At 61.8% G+C, this 26,027-nt stretch carries 27 protein-coding genes; 16 read left to right on the top strand and 11 right to left on the bottom strand.

From position 1 onward, the window contains the following. Window positions 1–190 precede the first annotated feature (190 nt). Both AC07W4_RS17910 and AC07W4_RS17905 read left to right on the top strand, forming a co-directional pair. Complete coding sequence (locus AC07W4_RS17910; protein ID WP_495033359.1) at window positions 191–862, top strand: phosphoribosyltransferase; 672 nt, start codon at window positions 191–193, stop codon at window positions 860–862. Window positions 863–997: 135 nt separating this feature from the next. After that, complete coding sequence (locus AC07W4_RS17905; RefSeq protein WP_495033358.1) at window positions 998–1,567, top strand: YceI family protein; 570 nt, start codon at window positions 998–1,000, stop codon at window positions 1,565–1,567. Between the two features lie 121 nt (window positions 1,568–1,688). On the opposite strand, the gene AC07W4_RS17900 is transcribed toward AC07W4_RS17905, so the two are convergent. After that, entirely contained in the window at window positions 1,689–5,078 is a 3,390-nt protein-coding gene (locus AC07W4_RS17900; protein ID WP_495033357.1) for an Ig-like domain-containing protein, read from the bottom strand. Between the two features lie 486 nt (window positions 5,079–5,564). Here AC07W4_RS17900 and AC07W4_RS17895 point away from each other — a divergent pair, with 486 nt between their 5' ends. Further along, window positions 5,565–6,287, top strand: coding sequence for a GNAT family N-acetyltransferase (locus AC07W4_RS17895; protein WP_495033356.1), 723 nt, complete (start codon window positions 5,565–5,567; stop codon window positions 6,285–6,287). 169 nt (window positions 6,288–6,456) lie between these two features. On the opposite strand, the gene AC07W4_RS17890 is transcribed toward AC07W4_RS17895, so the two are convergent. Next, window positions 6,457–6,897: a hotdog fold domain-containing protein gene (locus AC07W4_RS17890; RefSeq protein ID WP_495033355.1), complete on the bottom strand. Its 441-nt coding sequence runs from the start codon at window positions 6,895–6,897 to the stop codon at window positions 6,457–6,459. 166 nt (window positions 6,898–7,063) lie between these two features. Here AC07W4_RS17890 and AC07W4_RS17885 point away from each other — a divergent pair, with 166 nt between their 5' ends. After that, window positions 7,064–7,681, top strand: coding sequence for a TetR/AcrR family transcriptional regulator (locus AC07W4_RS17885; RefSeq protein WP_008049980.1), 618 nt, complete (start codon window positions 7,064–7,066; stop codon window positions 7,679–7,681). A gap of 241 nt (window positions 7,682–7,922) precedes the next feature. On the opposite strand, the gene AC07W4_RS17880 is transcribed toward AC07W4_RS17885, so the two are convergent. Then, window positions 7,923–8,549, bottom strand: coding sequence for a TetR/AcrR family transcriptional regulator (locus tag AC07W4_RS17880; protein WP_495033354.1), 627 nt, complete (start codon window positions 8,547–8,549; stop codon window positions 7,923–7,925). Window positions 8,550–8,634: 85 nt separating this feature from the next. Here AC07W4_RS17880 and AC07W4_RS17875 point away from each other — a divergent pair, with 85 nt between their 5' ends. Further along, window positions 8,635–9,240 (top strand): NAD(P)H-dependent oxidoreductase, encoded by a 606-nt coding sequence (locus AC07W4_RS17875; protein ID WP_495033353.1) that lies wholly within the window; start codon window positions 8,635–8,637, stop codon window positions 9,238–9,240. Window positions 9,241–9,262: 22 nt separating this feature from the next. Here the strand turns inward: AC07W4_RS17875 and AC07W4_RS17870 are convergent, their stop codons facing one another. Both AC07W4_RS17870 and AC07W4_RS17865 read right to left on the bottom strand, forming a co-directional pair. Then, the gene (locus tag AC07W4_RS17870; protein ID WP_495033352.1) at window positions 9,263–10,384 is read right to left on the bottom strand and encodes a DmpA family aminopeptidase; all 1,122 of its coding nucleotides are present in this window, start codon (window positions 10,382–10,384) and stop codon (window positions 9,263–9,265) included. Between the two features lie 185 nt (window positions 10,385–10,569). Further along, window positions 10,570–11,673, bottom strand: a complete 1,104-nt coding sequence (locus AC07W4_RS17865; RefSeq protein ID WP_495033351.1) for an extracellular solute-binding protein — start codon at window positions 11,671–11,673, stop codon at window positions 10,570–10,572. A 110-nt stretch (window positions 11,674–11,783) separates the two neighbouring features. On the opposite strand from AC07W4_RS17865, the gene AC07W4_RS17860 reads away from it, so the two are divergent. Further along, window positions 11,784–12,557, top strand: coding sequence for a helix-turn-helix transcriptional regulator (locus AC07W4_RS17860; protein ID WP_495033350.1), 774 nt, complete (start codon window positions 11,784–11,786; stop codon window positions 12,555–12,557). Between the two features lie 121 nt (window positions 12,558–12,678). Here AC07W4_RS17860 and AC07W4_RS17855 read toward each other — a convergent pair whose 3' ends face one another. Next, window positions 12,679–13,614 carry a class I SAM-dependent methyltransferase gene (locus AC07W4_RS17855; protein ID WP_495033349.1) on the bottom strand — a complete coding sequence of 312 codons (936 nt, stop codon included), beginning with the start codon at window positions 13,612–13,614 and terminating at the stop codon, window positions 12,679–12,681. 265 nt (window positions 13,615–13,879) lie between these two features. Here AC07W4_RS17855 and AC07W4_RS17850 point away from each other — a divergent pair, with 265 nt between their 5' ends. The 5 genes from AC07W4_RS17850 (at window position 13,880) to AC07W4_RS17830 (ending at window position 17,054) form a co-directional block, all read left to right on the top strand. Then, the gene (locus AC07W4_RS17850; protein WP_008049968.1) at window positions 13,880–14,497 is read left to right on the top strand and encodes a cytochrome b/b6 domain-containing protein; all 618 of its coding nucleotides are present in this window, start codon (window positions 13,880–13,882) and stop codon (window positions 14,495–14,497) included. Next, on the top strand, window positions 14,494–15,279 hold the full coding sequence (locus AC07W4_RS17845) for a molybdopterin-dependent oxidoreductase (protein WP_495033348.1): 786 nt from the start codon (window positions 14,494–14,496) through the stop codon (window positions 15,277–15,279). Before AC07W4_RS17850 ends, AC07W4_RS17845 begins: the two co-directional genes overlap by 4 nt. A gap of 53 nt (window positions 15,280–15,332) precedes the next feature. Next, on the top strand, window positions 15,333–15,617 hold the full coding sequence (locus AC07W4_RS17840) for a pentapeptide MXKDX repeat protein (RefSeq protein ID WP_495033347.1): 285 nt from the start codon (window positions 15,333–15,335) through the stop codon (window positions 15,615–15,617). Between the two features lie 306 nt (window positions 15,618–15,923). Continuing rightward, entirely contained in the window at window positions 15,924–16,331 is a 408-nt protein-coding gene (locus AC07W4_RS17835) for a response regulator (RefSeq protein WP_495033346.1), read from the top strand. Window positions 16,332–16,391: 60 nt separating this feature from the next. After that, the gene (locus AC07W4_RS17830; RefSeq protein WP_495033345.1) at window positions 16,392–17,054 is read left to right on the top strand and encodes an HAD-IA family hydrolase; all 663 of its coding nucleotides are present in this window, start codon (window positions 16,392–16,394) and stop codon (window positions 17,052–17,054) included. 106 nt (window positions 17,055–17,160) lie between these two features. Here the strand turns inward: AC07W4_RS17830 and AC07W4_RS17825 are convergent, their stop codons facing one another. Both AC07W4_RS17825 and AC07W4_RS17820 read right to left on the bottom strand, forming a co-directional pair. After that, the gene (locus AC07W4_RS17825; protein ID WP_495033344.1) at window positions 17,161–17,820 is read right to left on the bottom strand and encodes a methyltransferase family protein; all 660 of its coding nucleotides are present in this window, start codon (window positions 17,818–17,820) and stop codon (window positions 17,161–17,163) included. Window positions 17,821–17,892: 72 nt separating this feature from the next. Further along, complete coding sequence (locus AC07W4_RS17820) at window positions 17,893–18,837, bottom strand: GlxA family transcriptional regulator (protein ID WP_495033343.1); 945 nt, start codon at window positions 18,835–18,837, stop codon at window positions 17,893–17,895. A gap of 124 nt (window positions 18,838–18,961) precedes the next feature. Between AC07W4_RS17820 and AC07W4_RS17815 the strand changes: the two genes are divergently transcribed. Beyond that, window positions 18,962–19,753 carry an SDR family NAD(P)-dependent oxidoreductase gene (locus tag AC07W4_RS17815; protein ID WP_495033342.1) on the top strand — a complete coding sequence of 264 codons (792 nt, stop codon included), beginning with the start codon at window positions 18,962–18,964 and terminating at the stop codon, window positions 19,751–19,753. Between the two features lie 103 nt (window positions 19,754–19,856). Continuing rightward, window positions 19,857–20,789, top strand: coding sequence for a pyridoxal-phosphate dependent enzyme (locus tag AC07W4_RS17810; protein WP_008052593.1), 933 nt, complete (start codon window positions 19,857–19,859; stop codon window positions 20,787–20,789). A 53-nt stretch (window positions 20,790–20,842) separates the two neighbouring features. Here the strand turns inward: AC07W4_RS17810 and AC07W4_RS17805 are convergent, their stop codons facing one another. Beyond that, window positions 20,843–21,163, bottom strand: a complete 321-nt coding sequence (locus AC07W4_RS17805; protein WP_008052591.1) for a DUF2388 domain-containing protein — start codon at window positions 21,161–21,163, stop codon at window positions 20,843–20,845. A 118-nt stretch (window positions 21,164–21,281) separates the two neighbouring features. On the opposite strand from AC07W4_RS17805, the gene AC07W4_RS17800 reads away from it, so the two are divergent. Together AC07W4_RS17800 and AC07W4_RS17795 are read left to right on the top strand one after the other, a co-directional pair. Next, on the top strand, window positions 21,282–22,391 hold the full coding sequence (locus tag AC07W4_RS17800; RefSeq protein WP_495033341.1) for an NAD(P)/FAD-dependent oxidoreductase: 1,110 nt from the start codon (window positions 21,282–21,284) through the stop codon (window positions 22,389–22,391). Between the two features lie 72 nt (window positions 22,392–22,463). After that, the gene (locus tag AC07W4_RS17795) at window positions 22,464–23,060 is read left to right on the top strand and encodes a DinB family protein (RefSeq protein WP_008052587.1); all 597 of its coding nucleotides are present in this window, start codon (window positions 22,464–22,466) and stop codon (window positions 23,058–23,060) included. A gap of 68 nt (window positions 23,061–23,128) precedes the next feature. On the opposite strand, the gene AC07W4_RS17790 is transcribed toward AC07W4_RS17795, so the two are convergent. Continuing rightward, window positions 23,129–23,491: a DUF6124 family protein gene (locus AC07W4_RS17790; protein WP_495033340.1), complete on the bottom strand. Its 363-nt coding sequence runs from the start codon at window positions 23,489–23,491 to the stop codon at window positions 23,129–23,131. A 441-nt stretch (window positions 23,492–23,932) separates the two neighbouring features. After that, a complete protein-coding gene (locus AC07W4_RS17785) occupies window positions 23,933–24,892 on the bottom strand; it encodes a LysR substrate-binding domain-containing protein (RefSeq protein ID WP_495033339.1) in 960 nt (319 codons plus the stop codon). 116 nt (window positions 24,893–25,008) lie between these two features. Between AC07W4_RS17785 and AC07W4_RS17780 the strand changes: the two genes are divergently transcribed. Continuing rightward, a complete protein-coding gene (locus AC07W4_RS17780) occupies window positions 25,009–26,025 on the top strand; it encodes an aldo/keto reductase (protein ID WP_495033338.1) in 1,017 nt (338 codons plus the stop codon). Window positions 26,026–26,027: the final 2 nt, after the last annotated feature.

The raw sequence follows: 26,027 nt of genomic DNA, 5'->3' as shown, positions 1-26,027 counted from the left end.
TTTTTTTGATTGCCTGTTCGCGATTGTGGTGGTTCAGTTGATGTAGAGGTCGACTGTACTGACGTCTTCGCGGGCAAGCCCGCTCCCACAGGGACGGTGGTGTTTGTAGTCTTGTGCACACTGAGAATCAGGCACTTCATCAGTGGGAGCAGGACTCACCGACAGGCGCGATCGCCTGGGGAGGTTTCACATGAGCCCCTTGTCCCATTCCATCCTGCAAGACCGGCCGGCAGCCGGGCGGCGTTTGGTTGAGCCGTTGCTGCCTTACGCCAATCGTTCCGACGTCATCGTTCTGGCCTTGCCCCGTGGCGGCGTGCCGGTGGCGTATGAGGTGGCCACGGCGTTGAAGGTTCGCCTGGACCTGATGCTGGTGCGCAAGCTCGGCGTGCCGTCCCACCCGGAGTACGCCATGGGCGCGATTGCCAGCGGCGGTATCCGGATTCGTAATGAAGAGGCGCTGCGGGTGCATCCGATTGCCAAGGCTGCATTCGACGCCGTGGTCGAACGGGAAAGCCGCGAGCTGCTGCGCCGCGAACAGGTCTACCGTGGTACGCGGCCTGCGGTGCAGCTCAAGGATCAGGTAGTGATCCTGATCGACGACGGCCTGGCCACCGGTGCTTCGATGAGGGCGGCGATCCAGGCGCTTCGGGCGCAGGCGCCATCGCGCATCGTGGTGGCGGTGCCGGTGGCACCGATCGAAACGGTGGAGGCGCTGCGCAGCGAGGTGGATGAGTTGATCTGTCCGCTGATGCCCGAGTGGTTCACCTCGATTGGCCATTGGTACATGGATTTTTCCCAGACCTCGGATGCCGAAGTGATCGAACTGTTGCAGCGGGCGTGGCAACGCGGGGAGTGCGGGTAGCGCACGGCCATCGGCAGGTGGTCGCAAATCAACGAGTGAGGTGGAATAAACGCCGGTTGTTTGCTTAAGTCCATCTGATGCCACCCGATCCGTGCGGCACGTCAACTCAAGACGGGAGCCCTCCCGGAGAGTGCCATGAACCTTCGATCCGCGCGTTGCGTCGCTCTGGCCGGCACGCTGGTGTTCGGCCTGGTGCCGTTTGCGAAAGCCGTGGAATACAAGGATGTGAACGCCAGGGCCAGCACCTTGAGTTTCACCTATGAGCAGATGGGGTCGAGAGCCTACGGCACCTTTGACAAGTTCAAGGCCAAACTCGACTTCGACACCGATAACCCGGGCGCCGGCCATGCCGCGCTGACCATCGAGCTGAACAGCATCGACGCCGGCAGCAGCGACGCCAATACCGAGCTGCAAAAAACGGCGTGGTTCGACACCGCGACTTATCCGGTGGCGACCTTCGAGTCGACGTCCATCAAGGCCCAGGGCGATAACCGCTACACCATCACCGGCAAGCTTTCCCTGCGGGGGCTCACTCGGGAAGTGAGTGTGCCGGTGCTGCTCAAATCGGAGAGCGCCATCGGCATCTTCGAGGGCGAACTGGTGCTCAAGCGTGACGACTTCAAGATCGGCGAGGGCGAGTGGGCGGACAGTGTGGTGTCCAACGAAATCAATATCCGCTTCCGGATGGTGGCGCCGCAGCGGTAGCTGCCAGGCACTTCGCCGATAGAACCGACAGTCAACAAACCCCACCTCGGTCCCACCACCCGCCACACAAAAGAAAAACGCCCGATCCACATTGCATGGACCGGGCGTCGATCAATCGGCTCTAGTTCGCCTTTATCGGCACCGTCACGGTTTTGCCGAAGGCCGATTTGACGGTTGCCGTCGCGCCAGGCGAGGGGCCACTGCCGGCGGTCGTCACCGCTATGTTCCAGCGCGCGCCTGTCGCCGTAGGCGTCAGGACGGCGGCGCCAAGGTTCACCGTACCGGTGGTGGTCGTGGCAGTCGCCGTGATGGTGTTGCCCGTGCCACGGGAGGTGGTGCCGGACAGGACCCAATACCAGCGGCTGTTGCTGCGGGCGGTGACGGTAGCGCTGGTGACGATCAGGCTCTCGTTGATCGCAGCCGAGACCGCCACGGACACTGTCGCCGGTGCCGATTCCGCACCCTTGGCATCGCTGGCCCTATAGCTAAAGGTCGCGGTGAACGGCGCGGGGACCGTGGCCGGTGGTGTGTAGGTCACGCGCGTACCATCGGTGCTGACCACGCCCTTGCCGGAGTCCGGTTGCTCCAGCCCTACCACTTTCAGTGGCACGTTACCGTCAGGGTCGCTGTCGTTGGCCAGTACGTTGATGATCACCGGTTGGCCGGTGTTACTGATGGCGCTGTCGGGGTTGGCGACCGGTTTTTGGTTATCAGGGTCCTCTTCACGTTTATCGCCAGTGCGGAAGGTCGGCAGCGCGGCGGAGTTGACGTAGGTGACGCCGTCCCAGCCGGGCAGGGGCGTTGGCATCAACTGGAACTGACCGGGATGCTCGACATCCCAACGCAGCAGCATGGAGGTGTCCTCGTGCTGAGTGTTGTGGCAATGCTCCAGGTAGGTCCCGGCAAACTCACGGAAGCGGATCGCGATGTCCACATCCACCGTACTGTCGATGCCCTGGCCGATGAGATAGACGTCCTTGCGTGCCCATTTTTCCCATTCCGGCGGTGCCTTGCCGTCGCGGCTGAGGACGACGCCTTCTTCGAAATGCACGTGAACAGGGTGGCTCCAGCCGTTGCCGCCGTTCCTGATTTTCCACACTTCCAGGGTGCCGTCGCCGGAGAACCCGGCAGGGGTCGGACCGGTGGCCAGTTGCGGTGCGGCACTGATGATTCGAGGGTCCATCTGGAAACCTAAACCGCCGTCGGTCTTGATGGTCCAGGGTTCTTCGTCGGTACCGTCGGAGCGGCCGAAGACGAACTCGCGATGCCGCACTGTCTTGAGCTTGGCCTGCATCGTTGGATCGTCGCGGTTGACCGTCAGCGGGATCATGACCTTGCCGACCGGTTTACCCGGTTTGGCGGGTTCGTAGTCGGCGGGGTTCATGCTCACGTCCTGGCCGGCATAAGGCTGAACCACCATCTGCATGAACTTGCCCACCGCCGGGTCACCCAAATCCCATTCCAGCCCCTTGCTGCCCAGTTTGAGCACCGCTTTGTACTTGCCGGACAGCACATCGGCCAGGCTCAGCGGAGTACTCTCAGGACCCTTGCCGTCGTGGTGCTCCATCAGGTTGACGAAGTACAGCTTGTCGCCTGTCCTGATCCCGTATTTCGAGAAGTTGACGATGATGTCGAAGCGCTCGGCAATGCCCTGGGTGGGCAGGATGGCGTTGTGGTCCTGCACATCGCCGTCGGCGTCCAGGTCCATGCTGCCGTCGAACGGCACGGCATGTTCCATGAGGTTGCCGTCGTTGGCGATCATGTGGAAGGGCACGCGGGTATAGGACAGGCCGGAACCTGCCGGGCCGGGGAATTCACCCCCGGTGCCGACGACTTCACGCACCAGCGCGATCCTGAAGAAACGCGACACCGAGCCATTGAGGATGCGGAAGCGATAGCTGCGCGCCCGCACGTTCAGGCGCGGCTGGTACTGCCAGTTGACCAGGATCTGATCGCCGAGAAAGCCATCGGTGTTGAACGGGTTGAACCACAACTGGCCATTGGCATCCCAGGCCTTGTCGGCCACCATCAGGTTGACGTCGTAGTCGCGGTTGCCCCAGGACAATGCCGAACCGCTGGGCAGGCGCAGGTTGACGCCGTCTTGCAGCGCTTCATTACCGCGGTCCATGGCGCTGTAGTAGTTCATCATAGACGCACTGCCCTTGTAGACGTTCTGCGCGGTGAAATCGAGCATGTGGTCATGGAACCAGTGGGTGCTCATGGTTTCGCGCCAGTCGCCACGAATCTTGATGCTGCCGTTGTTGCAGGTCTTCAGGCCCGGCGTGGCATCGTTGACATACAGGGTTTCACCCGGGGCGCAGGGGAACGCCGCGCGCGGATCCTGGGCGCTGGTGTTGATGCTGTCGTAACCGGCCAGCTGGATCGGCCAGCGATAGTCGTAGTACTGCCCCGGAAAGAAAAACGCATTGGCGAAGCCGTCGCTTTCGGCCGGGGAGTGGCCGTTGTGTTCATGGGTGCTGAGGGTGTGCAGGCCAAAACCCATGTTGGCCGATGGATCGATGGGCAAGGCGTTGTAGTGCCGCATCAGTACGCCCTGGCCGTAGCGCACCATCAACAGTTTTGGCGGAAAGGTGCCGTCGAAGGTCCAGAGCGCCTTGTGGTTCTGAATCGGCATGTTGGGGTGAAAGCGCGTATCGATGCCCTTGGTGGTGCCCGCAATGATCGGCGCGTCCGAGGTCTGGTTGTACAGCCCGCCCGGTCCGAACTCACCAACGGCGTAGTTGTGCAACTGGCGGCGGTCGCGCATGCCGCCGTTGAGCTTGGCGCCCGCTTGCGCGGTCTTGAAGGCGACCTGTGGGTAGAACTCGTTCCAGCGCTGGTGCGACCAGCCTTTTCCTGGCGGACGACCTTCGGCCGGCGAGCCGACCGGATGGCGGTTGAGGAAGGCTTCGATCTGCGCTTTCCACGGGTTGCGGTCCAGCACGTTGGAAAACTGCGACGGAAACGGGAACAGCCCCGGCTGGCGCATGAAGGCTTCCAGCGCCGCGGCCGAAGGGCCGCTGCGGGCGATGTTGTTCGGGTCCTGGGTGGGCGCCGGGCCGACGATCGGCACCGGGAAGGTCAGGGTGGGCGGCGGCAGTGTCGGGTCGAGTTTTTCCGTACCGAATTCTTCGAACAGCAGCAATTGCTGAGTGTACGGCTGCGCCCCGTACAACGGGCTGGGTTTGCCGTTGGTGGGGATTTTGAAGGAGGTCTGCAGGTTTGGCGGCAGCACGTTGTCGGTCGTTGGCGTGGTGCGGGTGCCAAAAACGCCATTGGGCAGGGCGAAGGCACCCGTGTTGGCGGGTGGCATGGCCTCTATGGCATCCAGCGCGGCCTTGAAGTCGGTCGGCGGGTTGCTATACGCCGAAGGATCCGTTGGCGGCGGCGGGCTGACATCGTCAAGCGGTGCTGCATTGACGGTGCCGAAGCTGACGTTGATCAGCATCACAGCGGCGATGCCCGGTTTGCTGAAAAAACCGAGCGATTTGAGGTTTGGCATTTTTTTCATGTTTTTCCCCTCGGGGCGCGCCGGCGTGGCTGACGTTCGTCATTCGCTTGGTGCAAGAGGTGCGCCATCGAGGGGGTGTACGAAAACCTGTTTGATATCAATAGGCTGGCTGGTCAGACTTTAGTCGTAGTGGCACAGTGGGTGGGATTCCTCAAAGTTGGGGGCATTGACCCGACCAATCCCCCCCATTCACACCACAGACCGGTGTGGCGGTGAACGCTTTCGCGAGCAGGCGAGCTCCCACAGAAGATCGAGGAGTGGGCAAAACCGCAGCCCCCTATGGGAACGGGCCTGCTCGCGAAAGCGTCCAGTTCATCCAGCACAAAGTGTGCCTGACTCACGGCTGTCAGCCTTGAAAACACTAGCAGGCGTCCACCGGCGATGCGCATGGCTCAAGGAAGATGGATGTCTGTCCATCACCTTCGGACCGGACGTGCCAGGCGCGCTATGATAGGCGGCCCTTGCCTTCCGGAGCCCGCCACCGCAATGCCTCTGATCAGCCACTTCAAGACCCCGTGCCCCGAGCACATCAATAGCCAGATCCTGCAGATGGTGGTCGACAACCTGACCGACATCAGCATGGTCGCGATCCCGCCCAGCAACCTGCTGTACAACCTTTATCAATACGCGATCGGCTATGAGGTGCACCTGTATCTGGAGGCGCTGAACGGTGAAAAAGGCATTGCCGTGGAGTTGATCGTCGCCACGGACGAAGACGACCCGCAAAAGGTGACTGGCTTTGTGCTGTACCTGCCGGTACAGGACGACCCCGAGGCCTGCGGCGTGGCGTACATGGCGGTGCAGGCCGAGTATCGGCGCCAGGGCGTGGCCCGGCGGATGCTGCGGGAAATGGTCGGCCGCTATCCCCATGCCGAGCTGACCTGCGCGGTGGCCAAGGTGCCGTATTTCGAAGCGATGGGCTTTGAGGTGGTGGGCGTGCGTGCGACCCAGGTGTTGATGAACACCCGCGACCACGCCACCGATGGCTTGATGGCGCTGCTGGATGTGGCGTCGATCTACAGCTCGCTGGAAGTGCGGCAGATTCATACCTACCTGCTGCAAAAGCATGGCAAACGGGCCATGACCGACGCGGAAAAACAGCGCGACCGGCATCTGGACCAGTTGACGCGCAAGGCCAATGAATTTGTGCGCGAGCGGTTGGGTGATGAGGCAGTGCCGGCGTCTGGCCCCCGGTTGCGCCTGGTCTGACCGCACTCTCCCGAACACCAAAAATCCCCCTGTGGGAGCGGGCTTGCTCGCGAAGGCGTCGTATCAGTCGCCTAAAATGTTGGCTGACATACCGCTTTCGCGAGCAAGTCGGATCGCCGCACCGCCGCTCCCACATTGGTCCGTGCTTTGCCTGTTCTTTCAATCAGTGTCAGGCCAGCTTCACATTCATGGTAATCCGCGCCGTGAACACTTTCTTGCCCTCGGCATCGTGAATGTCCACGGGCACGATCTTGTCGCCTTCGGTGGTCCAGTCCACCGCATCCCCCTCGGCCACCGCCGTCACATCGCTCTTGGCCTTGGCCAGGTATTCCACGGTCATGCCTTTGGGAATCCAGCGTGCACCGGCGGGAATGGATACGTCGGTCATCATCCCGGCAGCCAGTTCGGCGGCGTTGCACATGGCAATGGCATGCACCGTCCCCAAATGATTGGTGATCTCCCGGGCAAATGGCACGTGCACGGTTGCGCTGTCTTTGCGCAAATCCTTGACCAACGGGTTGATGCTGGAGAAGTAGGGCGCCACCTGGCAGGCCATTTTGCTGAACGCTTGCGGGCCTGCGCTGTTGAACATGCTGAGGAACTGACTCATTTATTTTGCCTCTTGCGGATGATGGATTACAGAACAATATTCTTTTGCAGAATAATATTCTGTGACGGAACAGTATTCTGTCGAAGGGAAATCTGTCAACCTAGCGCCACTTGTCTGCTGGCAACCGCCAGCCCCCACCGATGACTTTTCCGGACTGTCTTTGCGTATGGAAACCGCCGATCTGCTCGAACGCTGCTACCCAGGACGACGCGCCGAACTCAAGCGCGACATCTTCAGAAAGGCCCTGGGCCTGTTCAACGAACAGGGGATCGAGGCCACCACCATCGAAATGATCCGTGCCGAATGCGATACCAGTGTCGGCGCGATCTATCACCATTTCGGCAACAAGGAAGGCCTGGTGGCGGCGCTGTTTTTTACCGCCCTCGACGATCAGGCCCGCTTGCGCGACAGCTACCTGGCTGAGGCACGCACCGCTCAAGCCGGGGTGTACGCGCTGGTGCACAGTTATGTGGATTGGGTCGATAGCCAGCCGGAGTGGGCGCGGTTCCAGTACCACGCAAGGTTTGCCGTCACCAAGGGGCCGTTCAAGGACGAACTCGCCTCCCGCAACAAGACGCGCAACAAGCAGTTGCTGGAGTGGCTGGGGGCGCAGGGTAACGAGCTGGGGAGTTTTCCGGCGGAGCTGATCCCGTCGCTGATCGTCGGCCAGGCAGACAGCTACTGCCGCGCCTGGTTGTCGGGCCGGGTCAAGGGCAGCCCGAAGGCTTACCGGGACATGCTGGCGGAAGCGGCGTGGCGGTCGTTGTGCGCCACCGAAACATAATGAAAATCCCCCCTGTGGGATCGCCGCACCGCCGCTCCCACAATGAATAGTGTTGGTTTTCGGAGGTTAAAAAAGAGCCTCAAAGCTCTTGATGGGGAGGAAGTGGAGCCGTGAGGCTCAAGATGCGCGTGAAACAAGCGGTGAGCTTGATAGGGGTTCAGTTCACTCACCACCTACGCAGCGGCTTGTTGAGCAACCAAGCGGCTGCGTAACTCCATCCTAGAAAGACCGAGTGTTTCACTCAAGTACCGCTAGTCGTACTGCTACGTGTGCTTCTTTCGACCATCGCCACGATGATTTCAAACAGTTCGTCCTGTGCTTGCTCTGCGCTGATCTCGTCATTCGCAGCAGCGTGGGACAAGGCTTCGGCGGCGCCGAGCATCGCGCGTAATCCGGCTGGCGTGGTGTTTCCCGTCTCAGCGAACGGGGAGAGGACGTTGCGGCACTTTTCGAGGAAGATCGCTTCGTACTCGCGCTTGATCTTTTCCAGTTCCGGCGAACCCGCCAGAGCGGCGATCACGCCTGGTATCTCTTTGCCCTGCAGCAGCACGCAAGCGACGTAGGATGTGGCAATCACGCGTGCGGTGCTGGCCAGGGTCGGATCGCAATGCTCCAGCGCGGCATCCATCAACGTAGTCTGGCGCGTGTCGAAATCCTGGTAGAGCGCGGCCAGCAATCCGGATCGAGTGGTGAAGTGATCATAAACCACCGGCTTGGTGATCCCGGCCAACTCGGCGAGACGGCCCAGAGTCAGAGCTTGCGTGCCTTCTTTGCGCACCAGTTGCCAGGCGACGTCCAGCAACTGGCGCATTCGATCTTCCCGCGACATCCGGCGACGTGGCTGCTCTTTTGTTTCGATGGTTGACATGCCTATGTACCAAAAGTAACTTACTGTTCGTAACTTACCAAGAGTATATAAGGTCCGCCCTGTGCTCTCAATCAGGAGTTCCAGCATGCACACACTTATCGTTGTCGCTCATCACGATCCTCTTTCGCTTACCCGTGGCGTGGTTACGCGGATTACTGACGGTCTGGCCCTGGCCGATTCCGATAACACGGTGGAAATCGCCGATCTCTGGACCGAAGGTTTCGACCCCAGGTTCGGGCCGGCGGATTGGGCGGTGCATCACCGGGAGGCATCACCACCGGCCGATGTGATCGCCGAGCAGGCGCGGATAGATCGAGCCGATGCGCTGATATTGGTCTACCCGGTGTTCTGGTGGTCGATGCCGGCGCTGCTCAAGGGCTGGATCGACCGAGTGTTCGCCAATGGCTGGGCTTTCGATTTCGGGACGGATGCCAAGCTGGTGAAAAAGCTGGATCGTCTGCGAGTACACCTGATCGGAGTCGGTGGAGCCGACGCGGCCACCTATGCCCGACACGGATATGCAACCGCCATGAAGACTCAGATTGACCATGGCATTTTCGATTACTGCGGTGCGCAGGTCGTGACGTCGCAACTGCTGCTGGAGTCGGAAATTCAGGATCCGGCTATGCACTTGCAGGCCGCGCACACCTTGGGTCGTGGCCTGTATAAGCAAGAAGTCGAGGCGGTATGAGCCACATACCGCCCCGGCACCACTAGATCTGCTCGCCCGGCCAGCCGGCCCTGCGCAACGCCTTGAGCAGTGTCTCGACATCCAGCCCCTGCACCCCATGCCCGTTGCCTTCGGCCGTTTCGGCGGCGAGCAGGGCATTGATGATGGCTTCTTCCACGGCCTCGGTGGCGGCCAGGAACAGCTCGCTGATGTGGTCGTTGTTGACCATGCTCAGGTTGTGGGTGGTCGGCGCTTTCTTGCTCTCGTAGGCGGCCGGTGGCACGTGATCGTTACCGGTGGCGAAAGCGATGAAGATGTCGCCGCTGTGGTCTTCATTGCCGCCGCCGGTACGGGCCAGGCCGAGGCTGGCACGCTGGGCCAGGCGGGTGCACTGGTGCGGCAGCAACGGCGCATCGGTGGCCAGGCAGACCACGATCGATCCCATGCCCGGATGGGGCAGCGAGGCCTTGAGGAACGGGGAATCGACCTGCTCCATGTAGCGCCCGACCGGGTAGCCATCGACGCGCAATTCATTGCGAATGCCGTGGTTGGCCTGGACAATCGCCCCCACCGTCCAGCCGCCCTGGGCGCTGTTCAAACGGCGTGAAGCAGTGCCGATGCCGCCCTTGAATTCATGGCAGATCATGCCGCTGCCACCGCCGACATTGCCTTCGGCCACTGGGCCGCCCACCGCCGAACGAACGGCCTGAGCCACGTGCTCAGGCTTGACGTGAAAACCGTTGATGTCGTTGAGCAGGCCGTCGAAGGTTTCCAGCACCACCGGCATGTTCCAGTAGAGGCGCCCGTCATCCGGTTGCTGCTCGCGGTCGAGCACGATCAGCGCATCGCGTACCACGCCCAGGCTGTGGGTGTTGGTAAAAGCGATGGGGCTGGTCAGCAAGCCGGCCTCGCGAATCCACTCCAGCCCCGTGGCATCGCCGTTGCCGTTGAGCACATGCACACCGGCAAAGCAGGGTTGCTGGCTGGTGGAGCCGGCGCGGGGTTCGATGACGGTGACGCCGGTGAGGATGTCGCGGCCATTGGCAGTGCGGCCTCGTACATCGCTGTGGCCGACCCGTACGCCGGGAACGTCGGTGATGGCGTTGAGCGGGCCGGGTTGCAGTTGGCCGAACTGGATGTTGAGGTCACGGGCGCGTGGTTTCATGGGTTTTCTCATCTTTGATTCGTGGCAGAAAAAAGGGGTATTTCGGGCACCGTAGATCCACTGTGGGAGCGGGCTTGCTCGCGAAGGCGTAGTGTCAGTCGCTATCAACGTTGGCTGAGCCACCGCCTTCGCGGGCAAGTCGGATCGCCGCACCGCCGCTCCCACAGGGTTTTGTGGTGTCCTCGTTATTGGCCGTTTTTGACCTTGCTCCAGATCCGCGTGCGCACGCGCTCGGTTGCTGGCGGCAGTGGCTGGAGGGTGAACAGGGTGGCCATCGCTTCGGCAGGCGGATAAACCGCCGGGTTGTTGCGAGTCGCTTCGGCCACCAGCGTGGTGGCGTTGCGGTTGCCGTTGGGGTAGTTGAGGTGGTCGCTGACGGGGGCGATGACGTCAGGGCGCATCAGGTAGTCGATGAAGGCCATGCCTTGTTCCGGGTGTGGGGCGTCCTTGAGCAGCACCAGGGTGTCGAACCACACCGGCGCGCCTTCCCTGGGCAAGCTGTAGGCGATCTTCACGCCGTTGCCGGCCTGCTCGGCGGTGGTCTTGGCTTCGAGCATGGCGCCGGACCAGCCGACCGCCACGCAGATGTTGCCGTTGGACAGGTCGCTGATGAACTTCGACGAGTTGAAGTAGGCGATGTGCGGGCGCAGTTTCAGCAGCAGCGCTTCGGCCTTCTTGTAGTCCTCGGGGTTGGTGCTGTTGGGCGGCAGGCCGAGGTAGTGCAGGGCGACCGGCAGCATCTCCGCCGGCGAGTCGAGCATGGCCACGCCGCATTCGCCGAGTTTGGCCAGGTTCTCTTCCTTGAACACCAGGTCCCAGGAATCCACCGGCGCCTTGTCGCCCAGCACGGCGCGCACTTTGTCGACGTTGTAGCCGATGCCGTTGGTGCCCCACAGGTAGGGCACGGCGTACTGGTTGCCCGGATCGTTGTTGGCCAGTTTCGCCAGCAGATCGGTGTCCATGTTCTTGAAGTCCGGCATCTGCGCATGGGACAGGGGGGCGAGGGCACCAGCCTTGATCAGCGTGGGCAGACTGAAGTTGCTGGCCACCACCACGTCGTAGCCGCTGCGGCTGGTGAGCAACTTGCCTTCCAGCACTTCGGCGCTGTCGAAGGTGTCGTAGACCGGCACAATCCCGGTGTCACGCTTGAAGTCCTGCAAGGTAGTCGGGCCGATGTAGTCGTACCAGTTGTACACGTGCACCGTCGGGGCTTCGACCGCAAACGCTGGCAGCGAAACCGCCAGACAGGCGCCAAACCCCAGATTGAAATACAAGCGGTGACGACTCATGATGCGGCACTCCTGGCCTGTTGCGGCCGGTGGTAATCAGGAGTTTGCAGCGTATCGACCGGGGTGGCTTACACCCATTCCCATCATGGGTTACTCAAAAGGGGTAGTGCGTGGACGCGTTGTTGAAAGAGTTGCCGGTGCATCAGGGGCTGGCGCGGGTCTTCACGGCGGTGGGGCAGGACGGTTTCTGGCGTGCGCTGGTCGATACCCTGCGCTTGCTGATGCCGCTGGATAACGCGCTGGTGGCGCTGATGCGCCCGGGTCATGTGCCGCGGCTGCTGATTGACTTCGATGCCACGGGCCGCATCGACGACCATGAAGAACTGGCGGACTACCGCGCCGGCATGTACCTGCTCGACCCGTTCTACCAGGCTGCCTGCGCGGGCATCGCCGACGGCTTGCACAGCCTCGAATCGGTGGCCCCCGACCAGTTCCAGCACAGCGAGTACTACCTGAGTTACTTCAGCACCGTGGTCGGTGGGGATGAGTTGCAGTTCATGGTCAATGTCGATGGCGCCGTGCTCGGCCTGTCCCTGGGGCGTGCGACACGCTTCAGCCTCGAGGAGCAGGGCCGCCTGCTGTGCGTGCGAGACTGGGTGCTGGCGGCGATGCGCCGACATCTGGATTTACTGCCGCTGGAAGGGCCGGTCGCCGAACCACCGGCGGGCGATCTGGCGACCTTGCTCGATCGCTTCGACGCACGCCTGACCCTGCGGGAAATCGAAACCGCGCGCCTGATTCTCCAGGGCTTCTCCAGCAAGGCTATCGCCCAGCAAATGAGCATCTCCCCGGAGACGGTGAAAGTGCACCGGCGCAACCTCTATCACAAGCTCAATGTGAACGGGCATGGCGAGTTGTTTGCGTTGGTGTTGCAGCCGCGTTGAACCTTGGTGGTTTGGTGAATGCATTGGCCCCTTCGCGAGCAAGCCCGCTCCCACACTGGATCTCGGCTCGTCACAACGCCTATGTGGGAGCGGGCTTGCTCGCGAAGGGCACGACTCGGTGTTACTGCCGAAACACCAACGCCTTCAACCCACACTCGACATCCGCATCCGGAAACTCCGGCGGATTCTCCAGCCGCTGCTCGAACCGCAAGCTCGGTGCTTCGCGAGTCACGCCATCGATCAGGAAATCAGCACCAAACGCCGGGTCGTTCATGCATGCCAGCACGGTACCTTGGGGGCTGAGCAATTCCGGCAACCGGCGCAGCACGCGCTGGTAGTCCTTGGTCAGCAGGAAGCTGCCTTTCTGGAACGAGGGCGGGTCGATGATCACCAGGTCGTACGGCCCCTTGCCGATCACCTTGCCCCAGGATTTGAACAGATCGTGGCCGAGGAAACTGACCTTGCTCATGTCGTGGCCGTTGAGCCGGTGGTTGTCGCGGCCACGGTTCAAGGCCGGGCTCGACATGTCGAGGTTGACCACGTGGCTCGCGCCGCCTTCGATGGCCGCCACCGAGAAACCGCAGGTATAGGCGAACAGATTCAGCACTCGCTTGCCCTCGGCATTGGCGCGGACCCAATCGCGACCGTAGCGCATGTCGAGGAACAGGCCGGTGTTCTGTTTGCGACCCAGGTCCACCCGGTACTTCAACCCGCCTTCGGTGATGGTCATTTCTTCGATGACGTCCCCCAGCAGCCACTCGGTGGTGCTTTGCAGCAGGTAGCGATGTTGCAGCAGCAGCGTGTGGGCGCCAGATTTTGCCCACTGCTCAGACCGGGTGATCGCCATCAGCAACTGCTTCAGGTCTTCCAGTTGCGCCGCTTCCGGTTCCTTGAACAGCGCCACCAGCACTACGCCCTGCAGCCAGTCCACGGTCACTTGCTCCAGCCCCGGCCAGCAGCGGCCACGGCCGTGGAACAGGCGGCGGGTTTCGGCAGGGGCGGCTGCGAGGGCGGTCAGCAGGTGCTGGTTGAGGGTGGCGAGGGCTTCAGGGTTCATCGGGTCGGGTCGGTGGCATGGAAAGGGGCGGCATTTAACCATAATTGCGCAAATCCTGTGGGAGCGGGCTTGCTCGCGAAAGCGGTGTGTCAGGCAATACAGATGTCGACTGACACACCGCCTTCGCGGGCAAGCCCGCTCCCACAGGTTTTTCGGTGCTCGTTGTGAGCGAGTTATCACGTTTAATTTAACTTTACGTGAGGATTTGGCGATCTTCCGGCTCCCATACTCGGCTCCAACGAACAACAACAAACGGGAGCCGGACATGTCGCAGAGCACTGCTTCACCCAAGCCCAGTCATCCACGCTGGCTACGCCTGACCCATTGGCTCAACGCCCTGGCGGTGCTGGTGATGGTCACCAGCGGCTGGCGCATCTACAACGCCTCGCCGATCTATGAATTCAGTTTTCCCAAGTCGATCACCCTCGGCGGCTGGCTGGGCGGCGCGCTGCAATGGCATTTCGCGGCGATGTGGTTCCTGGCGATCAACGGCCTGATCTACCTGGCCTTCAACCTGTTCAGCGGGCGCCTGAAACGGCGTTTCTTCCCGGTGTCGCCCAAAGGCGTGCTGCATGACCTGTGGGCCGCCTTGCGCGGAAAACTCGGGCACGCCGACCTCAGTCATTACAACCAGGTGCAGCGTTTTGCATACCTGTTCGTGATGGTCGACATCCTCCTGCTGGTGCTCTCCGGGCTGGTGTTGTGGAAGTCGGTGCAGTTCCCGCTGTTGCGTGAATTGCTGTTCGGCTACGAGGGCGCACGCCGCGTGCACTTCTTTGCCATGGCATTGCTGGTGGCCTTCGTGGCGGTGCATCTGGTGATGGTCGCACTGGTTCCAAAAACGCTGTTGGCCATGATCGTCGGCCGCAAGGAGCAGGTATGAAAAAGCGTATTCAGGTACCCGGGCCGGACGAGGCGTCGATCCTCACCGAGGCCCGCAAGATCCTCGCCCCGCAGATCGAAGACCGCTCGCGCCGCTCCTTCCTGTTGCGCGGCCTGACCCTCGGCGGCGTGGCGATGTTGTCCGGTTGCAACATCACCGACAACGAAAGCGTCGAGACCGCACTGTCGTCCATGTCGCGCTTCAACGATCGGGTGCAGGGCTGGCTGTTCAACCCCAACGCGATGGCACCGACCTATCCCGAATCGATGATCACCCGGCCGTTTCCCTTCAATGCCTTCTATGGCATCGACGAAGCGCCGACGGTGGAGGAGGAGGGCTATCGCCTGGAAATCACCGGCCTGGTCGCCGACAAGCGCAGCTGGCGCCTCGAAGAGCTGCGCGCCATGGCCCAGACCGAGCAGATCACCCGGCACATTTGCGTCGAAGGCTGGAGCGCCATCGGCCGTTGGGGCGGCGTGCGTTTCAGCGATTTCCTCAAACGCATCGGCGCCGACACCGATGCCAAATACGTCGGCTTCAAATGCGCCGACGACTACTACACCAGCATCGACATGGCCACCGCGCTGCACGCGCAGACCCTGCTGACGCTGACCTATGACGGCTCGGTGCTGCCGCGCCAGTACGGCTTCCCGATGAAGCTGCGCATGCCCACCAAGCTGGGCTACAAGAACCCCAAACACATTCAGGCGATTTTCGTCAGCAACACCTACAGCGGCGGCTACTGGGAAGACCAGGGCTACAACTGGTTTGGTGGCAGCTGATGAACGCCCGAAACATTCACCGTCCACAAACCCGTGCTCCAAGGAGATTCATCATGAAAAAGTTGACCACCGTTGTTCTGTCCATGTGCCTGGCCGTTGGTGCTGCCTCTGTGTTCGCTGCTGACACGATGAGTAATGACGGCATGAGCAAGGATTCGATGTCCAAGGACGCCATGTCCAAGGATGCGATGAAGAAGACCGATTCGATGTCCAGGGACGCCATGTCCAAAGACAGCATGTCCAAGGATGCGATGTCCAAGGACTCCATGAACAAGGACGGCATGAAAAAAGACGCCATGTCCAAAGACACAATGAAAAAGGATGCTATGTCGCAGTAAGCACAAACAACCGCAAACCCTGTGGGAGCGAGCTTGCTCGCGATTGCATAGTGTCAGTCAATACATCTATTGACTGACCCGACGCCATCGCGAGCAAGCTCGCTCCCACAGGTATTTGTCGCCCCTCAAAAGGACACCGATGAAGTGATCCAGGGCAGCCGCCTGATGGGCAAGATTGATCAGCACGCTTGATGCCGGTCGCCTGGCTGTATCAAAAATGAATTTCCGCGGTCTGCGCTGCTCATAACTTTAAGTGGCGGGCTAGAACCCGCGAAATCATTGAGGCAATCAGGGAGCGGCACGGTCATGAGTCGAGTACCGACAGCGGGCGGAGATCTTCCTGGCGGGTTGATTCTGGTGGTTGAGGATGACCCGCTGATCCTGGAGTTTCTCTGTGAGATTCTTCAGGAGGAAGGCTTTGTCGTCGAGCCGCATGTCAGTGCGGACGCGGCAGCCATCTATCTGGAACAGCATGCGCCGCAGGTGGGCATGCTGTTGACGGACATCACCATGCCCGGCACGCTCAATGGTGCGGACCTGGCCAACCAGTTCGGCGATCGCTGGCCGGACAAGCCGATCATGATCATGTCCGGTTTCGAAACCCCTGAAAGCGCAGGTGTGCGGCACGCGGTCTCCTTCATCAAAAAACCCTGGATGATTGGCGGGCTGCTCGATTGCGTGGGACAGACCTTCAAGTCCAAACGACTCAACTGACCTGCGCGCAGATGCTACATTGCCGGGCAAATCCGTCCGGCACCCGCGAGGTTCTTTTCCTTGTCCGATCACCCTGTTTTCAACTCGACTTACCGTGCCTTTCTGTTCGACATGGATGGCACCGTCCTGACCTCCATTGCCGCCGCCGAGCGCGTCTGGACCACCTGGGCCGTGCGCCATGGTGTCGATGTCGACAGCTTCCTGCCGACCATTCACGGTGCCCGCGCCATCGACACCATCAGGCGCCTGGGCTTGCCCGGGGTGGATGCCGAGGCCGAAGCCGCGTGGATTACCGAAGCGGAAGTCATCGACGTCGAAGGGGTTTTGGAAGTGGCTGGCGCGGCGAAATTCCTGCGGTCCTTGCCAGCCAGCCAATGGGCCATCGTCACTTCCGCCCCGCGGGAGCTGGCATTGCGGCGAATGGCGGCAGCGGGGATTCCCGAGCCTGCCGTCAAGATTACCGCCGAGGATGTGATCGTCGGCAAACCAGACCCCGCGTGTTACCGCCTCGCGGCCCGACGCCTGGGTGTCGAGCCTGGGCAGTGCCTGGTTTTTGAAGACGCCACGGTGGGAATTCTGGCGGCCGAGGCGGCGGGGGCGGACTTGATGATTGTCACGGCGACCCATGAGCAGCCGATCGAGACGTTGCATGGGACGTTGGCAAGTTATGAGTCGGTGCGGGTTCAGGAGGATGCCGCTGGCCTGCGCCTGCTCGCCGTCTAATGTGGGAGCGGGCTTGCTCGCGAAAGCGTCCTTTCAGTCGACATGTTGTTTGAATGATGGACCGCTTTCGCGGGCAAGCCCGCTCCCACAGGTTTTTGTGTCTGATTCAGTAAATTTTAGGGATCAGCCGCCAGCTGCGGGCGCAATAGGCCTCGTATTCGCTGCCGAACTGCGCCTTCAGCAAAGCCTCTTCCGAACGAATCCGGGCAATCAGCGGAATCAGGGTCAGTGCTGCCAGCAGCAACCCGACCCCCGAACGAAACGCCAGCGCCCAGCCCACGGCGATGACCATCATCCCCAGGTAGCTGGGGTTGCGCAGATTACGGTAAATCCCATCGGTGACCAGCCGATGCCCCGGCTGGATGGCCACCAGCCCGCTGAAGCGCTTGCCCAGCACAAACACCGGCCACAACCGTAGCGCGCCGCCGACGATGAACAACAGCGCCCCGAGCCAGCGCACGCCTTCACCGCCAAAAGTCCAGAAATCAACGCGGTCGGTATAGGCCGGTAGAAAACCGCTCAGCACACCGATCACCCCGAAGGCCGGGAGGACCCAGCGATTGGCCCGGTCTTCGCGCTCACCCGAACTCAGGTTGACCTCGGTGAACAGTGATGCGACAGCCATGATCAGGGTGGCCAGGGCGACGACGACCAGTGGACCGTGGCTGAAATAGGCTGCGAAACCACCCAGTCCCCAGATCGCCAGGGCGAGGTAGGCGAGGGTGCTGACGACGGCGAAAAACGCCAGTTTGGCCGAGATTTTCATGGTGCCTCCAGAAGTAACCTCCGGTGTGTTCAGTGTCGAGACTGATGATTCCCTCGCTGGGCCGGGGAGCGATCAAAGCACCTCTGCTCGCGCATTGCGCCGAATCGCCTGTGGTGGTTGCCCGAACGCCCGCAGGAACGTTTCGCGCATGCGTCGGCGGTCTGTGAACCCGGTTTCCAGGGCGATCTGGTCAAGCGTCAGGCGTCCGCGTTCGAGCATCTGTCGCGCCGCTTCCAGGCGCAGGTTTTCGATGGCCTTGGCCGGCGATTGCCCGGTTTCAGCGCGAAACGCCCGGCTGAATTGCCGGGGACTGAGGTTGGCCACTTGCGCCAGTTGCTCCACCGAAAGGGGCTGGGCCAGGTGCTCCCGGGCGTAGCCGAGCACGGTTTGAATACGATCGGATTTAGGCTCCAGCTCCAGCAGCGCCGAGTGCTGCGACTGGCCGCCAGCGCGGCGGTGGTACATCACCAGTTTCTGTGCCACGGCCCGTGCCAGCTCGGCACCGTGGTCCTTTTCCACCATGGCCAGGGCGAGGTCGATACCCGCCGTCATGCCGGCGGAGGTCCAGATCGAGCCATCGATCACGTAGATGCGATCGGCCTCGACCTTGATCGCCGGAAACCGCGCCTGCAGTTCCCGGGCGTAGGCCCAGTGGGTGGTGGCCCGCCGTCCGTCGAGCAAGCCGGCCTGGGCCATGACGAACGCCCCGGAGCAGATCGACGCCGTACGGCGTGCAGTGTTGATGCTGGCCCGCAGGTAATCCAGCACGGCCTCGGGCGCCTGTTCGACGATGGAGTCGCCACCGACCACGATCACCGTGTCGAACACTCGCCCGTCGAATGCCTCGGTGCCGACGCTCAAGCCGCCGGAGGCCCGCAGGTTGTGACCGTTTTCGGACAGCACGCGCACGTCATACAGCGCCTCTGCGGCACTGAAATTGGCGTATTCGAACACCGGCATGGCGGCCAGCGCCATGGACTGGAAACCCTCGAAAACCACGAATGCGATGCTGATCATGAGCCTGTCCTCAAACGGTCATGTCCTGAAAACGTACTTTAAACGTCATTTGAGACAAGCGTAAGTCCCTTTATAACGGTGTGCACCCGGCGAATCTCTCGCCTCACCGTAGAGGAATTGCACCATGGCGCTTTCATCCAAAGGCACTGCACTGATCACCGGCGCTTCTTCGGGCATTGGCGCGGTGTATGCCGACCGCCTGGCCCGGCAGGGGTACGACCTGATCCTGGTGGCCCGCAGCCGGGCCAGACTCAATACCCTGGCCAGTCATTTGAGCGACGAAACCGGGCGCACCGTGGAGGTGGTGGCCGCCGACCTGACGATCAAGGCGGATTCGCTGCGGGTCGAGCAGATTCTGCATAACGACGCCAGCATCACCTTGTTGGTCAACAACGCCGGGGTCGGTGGCGTCATGCCGTTGCTCGCCAGTCCCGTGGACGACATGGAAGCGATGATCAACCTCAACGTGACGGCGTTGATGCGCCTGGCCTATGCCGCCTTACCCGGCTTCGTCGCCCGGGGTACCGGCACCGTGATCAACATCGCCTCCATCGTCGCCATCGCCCCGCAAATCCTCAACGGCGTGTACGGCGGGACCAAAGCGTTCGTCTTGAGCCTGAGCCAGTCGATGCAGCATGAACTGGCAGACAAAGGCATACGCATCCAGGCGGTGTTGCCGGGTGCGACCGCCACCGATTTCTGGAGCGAGGCCGGCAACCCGGTGGAAAACCTGCCGAAGGAAATCGTGATGTCCGCCGAAGACATGGTCGATGCCGCGCTCGTTGGCCTGGCGGCCGGCGAAGTGGTGACCATTCCCGGGCTGCACGATGGCAGCCAGTGGGACCGTTACGAAGCCCAGCGCCGGACGCTGTCCGGGTTGTTTGGCAATTGCGTGGCGGCGCCGCGTTATCGCTGAGACGGTCACCCCGGACCGGGTGAACTAGACTTGCATGAGAGGACCGTTCACCGCTGGCTCGTTGACCTGTTCGGCGAGCCGGTGGCGTGAAACAGGAGCCTGTATGCTTCACATCCGCACGCCTTTGATCCTGCACCCTGGCCTCTCGACCCCGTCCCGCCGTATCTGGTTGAAACTGGAAAACCTGCAACCTGGCGGCTCGTTCAAAATACGCGGCATCGGGTTGCTGTGCAGCCGGGCGGCGCAGCAGGGCAAGCGCAAGGTGGTCTGCCCCTCCGGCGGTAACGCGGGACTGGCCACGGCCATGGCCGCTGCATGCCTGGGGCTCAAGGCATGTATCGTGGTGCCACACACCACCCCGCAAAGCACCCGGACGCGGATCAGCAATACCGGTGCCGAGGTGATCGTGCACGGCAAGGTCTGGGACGACGCCAATCAACGGGCACGGGAGCTCGCCCAGGACCCACGCAGTGAATTCGTGCCGGCCTTCGACCACCCGGTGTTGTGGGAAGGGCACAGCACCATGGTCGATGAAATCCTTGAAGACTGCCCGCCAGTGGATGTGCTGGTGACATCGGTGGGCGGCGGTGGTTTGCTGGCGGGGCTGCTCACCGGACTGATTCGTCATCGGCACACCGATTGCCGCATCGTAGCCTGCGAAACCGAAGGCGCGGCGTCGTTCGCCGCGGCGGTGGCGGCCGGGCACCCGGTCAAACTACCGAAAATCGACACGGTCGCCACGTCCCTGGGCGCCGCGCAAGTTGCCGCCTGGCCGGTCAGGCACATCGGCGATTTCTCCCATGAGTGCGTGGTGCTCAGTGATGATGAGGCGATCATGGGTGTGGTGCGTTACGCCAATGATTTGCGTCAGTTGGTCGAACCGGCGTGCGGGGTTTCTTTGGCGATTGCCTACCTGGATCACCCGGCGATTGCCGACGCCAATGACGTGGTGATCGTGGTGTGCGGCGGGGTGAGTATCAATGCGCAACTCGTGGCCGGCTGGGCACGCTTGTCCACTGGCACGCACGCCGGGTAGGGCCGCAAACGCTATCGCGCTGTCACAAGCCCCACCGCTGGCGATGACGATCTTCAGTGATCGGTGGCAACGCCTTCCCGGACGAGAATGGCGCGGGCCAGGTCTTCGTCGCTTGCGTTGTTGAGGGCGGGATTATCCTGGCGCACTTTTTTCAACAGCGCCTCCAGGTAAGCACCACGGATCGCACCGCCGCTGGCGACGAAGCTGGAAGCGTCATCCCGGGCGGGAATCATGAGTTTGTCGTCTTTGAACGTCGAGTACAGCGAGGCGGAAACCCCGGCGGAAGTGGCGACGTCACCCGCATCCACTTTGGCCAGAGCCGAGCCGAAGGGTAAACAAAGTACCAGGGAAGAAATGATAAATATGCGGCGCATGAGGGTGTCCTCCGACAGCATGAAGCATAAGGGAAGTACCACATAGTTTAGGATGCGTGGCGGTCGCCGAGAGTTCCCTGGCATTGGCGAGGAACGGGGTGAGAGGGAGGCTGGGTCGTTGAACATCGATATTCAAAGCGTGGTGATCGGGGCTGGTGTGGTCGGGCTGGCGGTGGCCAGGGCCTTGGCCATGAGCGGGCGGGAAGTGCTGGTGGTCGAGGCCGGCGGGGGTATCGGCACGGGCATCAGTTCGCGTAATTCAGAAGTGATTCACGCCGGCATCTATTACCCGGGCGGCAGCCTCAAGGCGCGGTTGTGCGTGGAGGGCAAGCAGCGTCTCTATGCGTATTGCGATACGCACGGTGTCGATTGCCGGCGCGTGGGCAAGCTGATCGTGGCCACCGATGAGCAGCAGCGCTCGGCTTTGCAGCGTCTGTTGCGGCAGGGGCATCTCAATGGTGTCGATGACCTGCAATGGCTGGATGGCCCGCAGGCCCGGGAGCTTGAACCGGAGTTGTCCTGCGTCGCGGCGCTGTGGTCGCCGTCTACCGGTATCGTCGACTCCCATGGGCTGATGCTGGCGCTCCAGGGCGATTCCCAGAGATTCGGCGCCACGCTGGCCCTGCACACGCCGCTGCTGTCGGCCCGTTGCATCGAACGGGGTTTCGAGTTGCACATCGGTGGCAGTCAACCCATGACGCTGTGCTGCCGCGAATTGATCAACTGCGCGGGGCTGTCCGCGCCCGAGGTGGCGAGCAGTATCGTCGGTTTGCCGGGGCCATTCATTCCCCGGGCGCATCTGTGCAAGGGCAGCTATTTCAGTCTCAGCGGCCGGGCGCCGTTTCGCCACCTGGTGTATCCGGCCCCGGAGAGCGCCGGACTGGGTGTACACATGACCCTGGACCTGGGCGGGCAGGCGCGCTTCGGGCCGGATGTCGAATGGGTCGAACACATCGATTATCGCGTCGAACCCCACCGGGCCGAGGGGTTCTATCAGGCGATCCGCCGCTATTGGCCGGGTCTACCGGACAACAGCCTGCAACCGGCCTACAGCGGCATTCGCCCGAAAATCAGCGGGCCGACTGAACCGGCCGCCGACTTTCTCATCAGCGCTCGCGCCGAACATGGGGTGCCGGGGCTGGTCAACCTGTTCGGCATCGAATCACCGGGATTGACCAGTTGCCTGGCGCTCGCCGAACTCGTAGTGAAATGCCTGGACGACCGATGATCAGGGCCGGCACTGCTTTGCGGCCATCGGGTCTATGCTAGGGAGTGCGCTTACCGCCATCGGAGAACTCTGATGATCACCGTACGCACTGCCTGCCTGCTGGCCGATTACAAACGCTGGGCCAATCAGCGCCTCTTTGACAGCCTCGCGGCGCTCCCTCCGGGCGAAGTCAAAAAAGAACGGGTGTCGGTGTTCAAAAACATGATCGGCACCCTCAATCATGTCTACGTGGTCGATTGCATCTGGCAAGCGCACCTTGAAGGCCGGGGACATGGCTTCAAGACCTCACACGACCTGCTGCACGCCGATCTGTCCGAACTGCGCATGGCGCAAAAAGCCATTGATCGCTGGTACTGCGACTGGAGCGCCCGGCAAACCGACGCCTCCCTGGACAAGCTCCTGGAATTCACCTTTGTCTCGGGCGAAAGCGGCACCATGAGCGCCGGCGCGATGCTGATGCACGTGGTCAACCACGCCAGCTATCACCGTGGCTGGGTGGTGCAGATGTACTTCGAGATTCCGGCCATGCCACCGGTGACCGACATGCCGGTGTATCTGCGCGAATCTGAACCGATGGTCCTGCAGTCGATCAATGCCCCGATAGTGGCGCCGCCATGTGCTGTGCAATTTTCGAGCGCAACCAGCGTTCTGCCGGATCGTTATCGTTGACCCCGCTCCATGGATGTTGGATGTGCTGCCGCCATCGCGAGCAAGCTCGCTCCCACACGTTCGGCGCTTTACCCAGGCGGATCAAGTCGATCCAGCGCCCGGTTCACTGCCAACTCACCCAGCATGATGACCTGAGCAATGCCCAGCAGTGTGTTGCGGTGCGAGCCCTCAAGAAAACCCGCCAGATCGTTGGTCATCACATTGGCCGAGGCCAGTGATTCGCAGGCGTGGGCCAACAGGGTCTCGGTGTCGATGTCGGGGTTGATGGTGAACATCGTGGACGGTTTGTGGGGCGTGGCCATGATGTTGGCGGCGGGGTTGAGGTAGTGATTGAGGGCGCGCTCGGCCGCTTCGTGGAATTGCTTGGAGTCGGGGCTTTCGTAGGGGGAGGCTGGATTTGTTTCCGGGGGATTGGGTGTGGGCTTGATCATTGATGGAACTCCTAATTGAAATCACGGAGCCTTCAGCCCTCGCTACCAAACGAGGGGTGGCGGCCATACGCGGGTTGGTAGACCGGTAATTAGGAACCCGGCGCTCCCGAGAGAGCCCTGCGCATGGCCACCATAAAAACAGAGACCTGAAAGGTCTGCAAACGGTGCGCTATGCGCCTAATTAGTCCGGGCTACCAAACCCGATCGCTGTTTTTCAGCGACCGGCTAACGATAAAGCCCGGACCCAAGGCGCGTAAGCCGGCGGATTCTGGCGTAACCGTAGGCAATGACGCAAGGCGCTGTAGCTTTCATCAAGTTACGCTGACAGCCGTTAAACAATGGCGGTCAGTCGATGTTTAATGTGCGGTTGTCACGACAAAAACATGGCTTTGGGCTGAGCACGAAACCTGTGGGAGCGGGCTTGCCCGCGATGGCGGAGTGTCAGCCGACGGTTTTGTTGGCAGGTAGATCGCAATCGCGGGCAAGCCCGCTCCCACAGTGTTGTGTGTTGGATTCAGGCTCCGTCAGCACCTTCCTGAATGTCTCCACCAGCGGCCGCAGATTGATCCGGTGCCACGCCGCCCACAAAGGCGTGGTGAAGCAAATCCACGGCACTTCCCGCAGCACCACGCCCGGCGGTGCATTGCGGCTCAGGCCTTTCTGGATCATCGCGATACCCAGCCCCGACGCCACCAACCCAAGCGCGGTGAAAGGTTCGGTGGCCTCCATGCGGATGTCCGGCGTGAAACCGGCGCGGATGCAGGCGCTGACGAAGTCGTCGTGGCAGCTGGCGTTCTGTCGGTGCTGCACGCCGATCCATTCCTGGTCGGCGAGGTCGGCCGGGGTCAGCACAGTCTGCTGCACCAGCCGATGGTGCTCGGGCAGGGCCAGCAGCATCGGGTCGTCCAGCACCTGGAAACCCAGCAGGTCCGGGTCGTCTTCGGTCGGTGGTTCGCTCACCAGGGCAATATCCAGACTTCGCTGGCGCAAGCCTTCGAGTTGTTCGGCCGAGCTGAGGTTGTACAGCGCCACGTGTACGTTCGGCCGGTCGACCCGCAGCACGCGCAAGGCATTGGGCAGCACGCCGGCGTGCATGGCATTTTCGATGTAGCCAATGCACAGGCCGCCTTCTTCGCCGCGCCCCAGACGCTTGCCGAGAGATTCCAGGCGATTGGCGTGGGTCAACAGGGCGCGGGTTTCGGCGAGGAAGGTCTGGCCGTCGCGGGTCAGGCGGATGCGTTGCTGGCTGCGCTCGAACAGGGTCAGGCCCAGGCGTTCTTCGAGCTGGGCGATCTGCCGGCTCAGGGGCGACTGGGAAATGTGCAGGCGTTCGGCCGCGCGCCCGACGTGTTCTTCCTCGGCGACGGCGACGAAGTAGCGCAATTGGCGGATGTCGATCATGTCAGACCTGTAGGGACTCAAGTGCTGCACATTATGTCTTGGACGGTCAGATCCTCGCAATCTAGCATCTGCTCAACGGTCATCACTGACCCCTGACTACTGACGAGGAATCATCCATGAGCTTGAAAGACAAACTGCCCGGCGTGCTGGGTTTCGGCACCGCGCCGCTGGGCAATATGTTCCGCGCCATCCCGGAACAAGAAGCGCAGGCGACTGTCCATGCCGCCTGGGATGCCGGCGTGCGCTACTTCGATACCGCGCCGTTCTACGGTTCGGGTCTGTCGGAGATTCGCCTTGGCAGCGCACTGTCGCGCTACAACCGTGACGACTATGTACTGAGCAGCAAGGTCGGCCGGGTGATCCTCGATGAAGTCGAAGATGCCACCGCCCGTGACCTGGGCGAGAAGAGCGGGGTGTTCGAGCACGGCCGGCCGAACAGGATCGTCAACGACTACAGCGCCGATGCAACGATGCGTTCGATCGAGGACAGCCTCAAGCGCCTGCAAACCGATCGCCTGGACATCGTCTGGGTGCACGATATCGCCCAGGATTTCTACGGCGATCAGTGGCTGGAGTACTTCAACCAGGCCCGTACCGGTGCCTTCAAAGTGCTGACCCGTTTGCGCGAAGAGGGTGTGATCAAGGGGTGGGGCCTGGGGGTGAACAAGGTCGAGCCGTGCGAGCTGACCCTTGATCTGAGCGAAGCGCAGCCGGACGGTTTTCTGCTGGCGGGTCGCTACACTCTTCTCGACCATGATCGTGCCTTGCAGCGATTGATGGACGCGGCCCTGGCGCAGAACGTCGAAATCGTGGTCGGTGGCCCGTACAGCTCGGGCATCCTCGCCGGTGGTGCGCACTTCGAATACCAGAAGGCCAGCCCGGCGATCATCAACAAAGTCGAGCAGATCAAGCGCATTGCGGCGGCCCACGGTGTCGATGTCAAAGCCGCTGCATTGCAATTCTCGTTGGCTAACCCGGCAGTGGCCGCGGTAATTCCCGGGTCCAGCCGTCCGGACCGGATCGCCGAAGATGTGGCCGCGTTATCGGCGGTGATCCCCGCAGCATTCTGGCAGGCGATGCGTGAAGCAAAACTGGTTTCCGAGCACGCACCCTTGCCCCTCATTGGAGCTTGAAC

It is taken from the genome of Pseudomonas sp. GW821-FHT02A08 (assembly GCF_059422045.1).
The sequence above is the reverse complement of the archived record's forward strand: the minus strand, read 5'-3'. Positions and strand labels throughout refer to the sequence as shown.

Coding starts and splice junctions, on each gene's coding strand:
- AC07W4_RS17910 (WP_495033359.1), top strand. CDS start 191: ATGAGCCCCTTGTCCCATTCCATCCTGCAAGACCGGCCGGCAGCCGGG.
- AC07W4_RS17905 (WP_495033358.1), top strand. CDS start 998: ATGAACCTTCGATCCGCGCGTTGCGTCGCTCTGGCCGGCACGCTGGTG.
- AC07W4_RS17900 (WP_495033357.1), bottom strand. CDS start 5,078: ATGAAAAAAATGCCAAACCTCAAATCGCTCGGTTTTTTCAGCAAACCG.
- AC07W4_RS17895 (WP_495033356.1), top strand. CDS start 5,565: ATGCCTCTGATCAGCCACTTCAAGACCCCGTGCCCCGAGCACATCAAT.
- AC07W4_RS17890 (WP_495033355.1), bottom strand. CDS start 6,897: ATGAGTCAGTTCCTCAGCATGTTCAACAGCGCAGGCCCGCAAGCGTTC.
- AC07W4_RS17885 (WP_008049980.1), top strand. CDS start 7,064: ATGGAAACCGCCGATCTGCTCGAACGCTGCTACCCAGGACGACGCGCC.
- AC07W4_RS17880 (WP_495033354.1), bottom strand. CDS start 8,549: ATGTCAACCATCGAAACAAAAGAGCAGCCACGTCGCCGGATGTCGCGG.
- AC07W4_RS17875 (WP_495033353.1), top strand. CDS start 8,635: ATGCACACACTTATCGTTGTCGCTCATCACGATCCTCTTTCGCTTACC.
- AC07W4_RS17870 (WP_495033352.1), bottom strand. CDS start 10,384: ATGAAACCACGCGCCCGTGACCTCAACATCCAGTTCGGCCAACTGCAA.
- AC07W4_RS17865 (WP_495033351.1), bottom strand. CDS start 11,673: ATGAGTCGTCACCGCTTGTATTTCAATCTGGGGTTTGGCGCCTGTCTG.
- AC07W4_RS17855 (WP_495033349.1), bottom strand. CDS start 13,614: ATGAACCCTGAAGCCCTCGCCACCCTCAACCAGCACCTGCTGACCGCC.
- AC07W4_RS17850 (WP_008049968.1), top strand. CDS start 13,880: ATGTCGCAGAGCACTGCTTCACCCAAGCCCAGTCATCCACGCTGGCTA.
- AC07W4_RS17845 (WP_495033348.1), top strand. CDS start 14,494: ATGAAAAAGCGTATTCAGGTACCCGGGCCGGACGAGGCGTCGATCCTC.
- AC07W4_RS17840 (WP_495033347.1), top strand. CDS start 15,333: ATGAAAAAGTTGACCACCGTTGTTCTGTCCATGTGCCTGGCCGTTGGT.
- AC07W4_RS17835 (WP_495033346.1), top strand. CDS start 15,924: ATGAGTCGAGTACCGACAGCGGGCGGAGATCTTCCTGGCGGGTTGATT.
- AC07W4_RS17825 (WP_495033344.1), bottom strand. CDS start 17,820: ATGAAAATCTCGGCCAAACTGGCGTTTTTCGCCGTCGTCAGCACCCTC.
- AC07W4_RS17820 (WP_495033343.1), bottom strand. CDS start 18,837: ATGATCAGCATCGCATTCGTGGTTTTCGAGGGTTTCCAGTCCATGGCG.
- AC07W4_RS17815 (WP_495033342.1), top strand. CDS start 18,962: ATGGCGCTTTCATCCAAAGGCACTGCACTGATCACCGGCGCTTCTTCG.
- AC07W4_RS17810 (WP_008052593.1), top strand. CDS start 19,857: ATGCTTCACATCCGCACGCCTTTGATCCTGCACCCTGGCCTCTCGACC.
- AC07W4_RS17805 (WP_008052591.1), bottom strand. CDS start 21,163: ATGCGCCGCATATTTATCATTTCTTCCCTGGTACTTTGTTTACCCTTC.
- AC07W4_RS17795 (WP_008052587.1), top strand. CDS start 22,464: ATGATCACCGTACGCACTGCCTGCCTGCTGGCCGATTACAAACGCTGG.
- AC07W4_RS17790 (WP_495033340.1), bottom strand. CDS start 23,491: ATGATCAAGCCCACACCCAATCCCCCGGAAACAAATCCAGCCTCCCCC.
- AC07W4_RS17785 (WP_495033339.1), bottom strand. CDS start 24,892: ATGATCGACATCCGCCAATTGCGCTACTTCGTCGCCGTCGCCGAGGAA.
- AC07W4_RS17780 (WP_495033338.1), top strand. CDS start 25,009: ATGAGCTTGAAAGACAAACTGCCCGGCGTGCTGGGTTTCGGCACCGCG.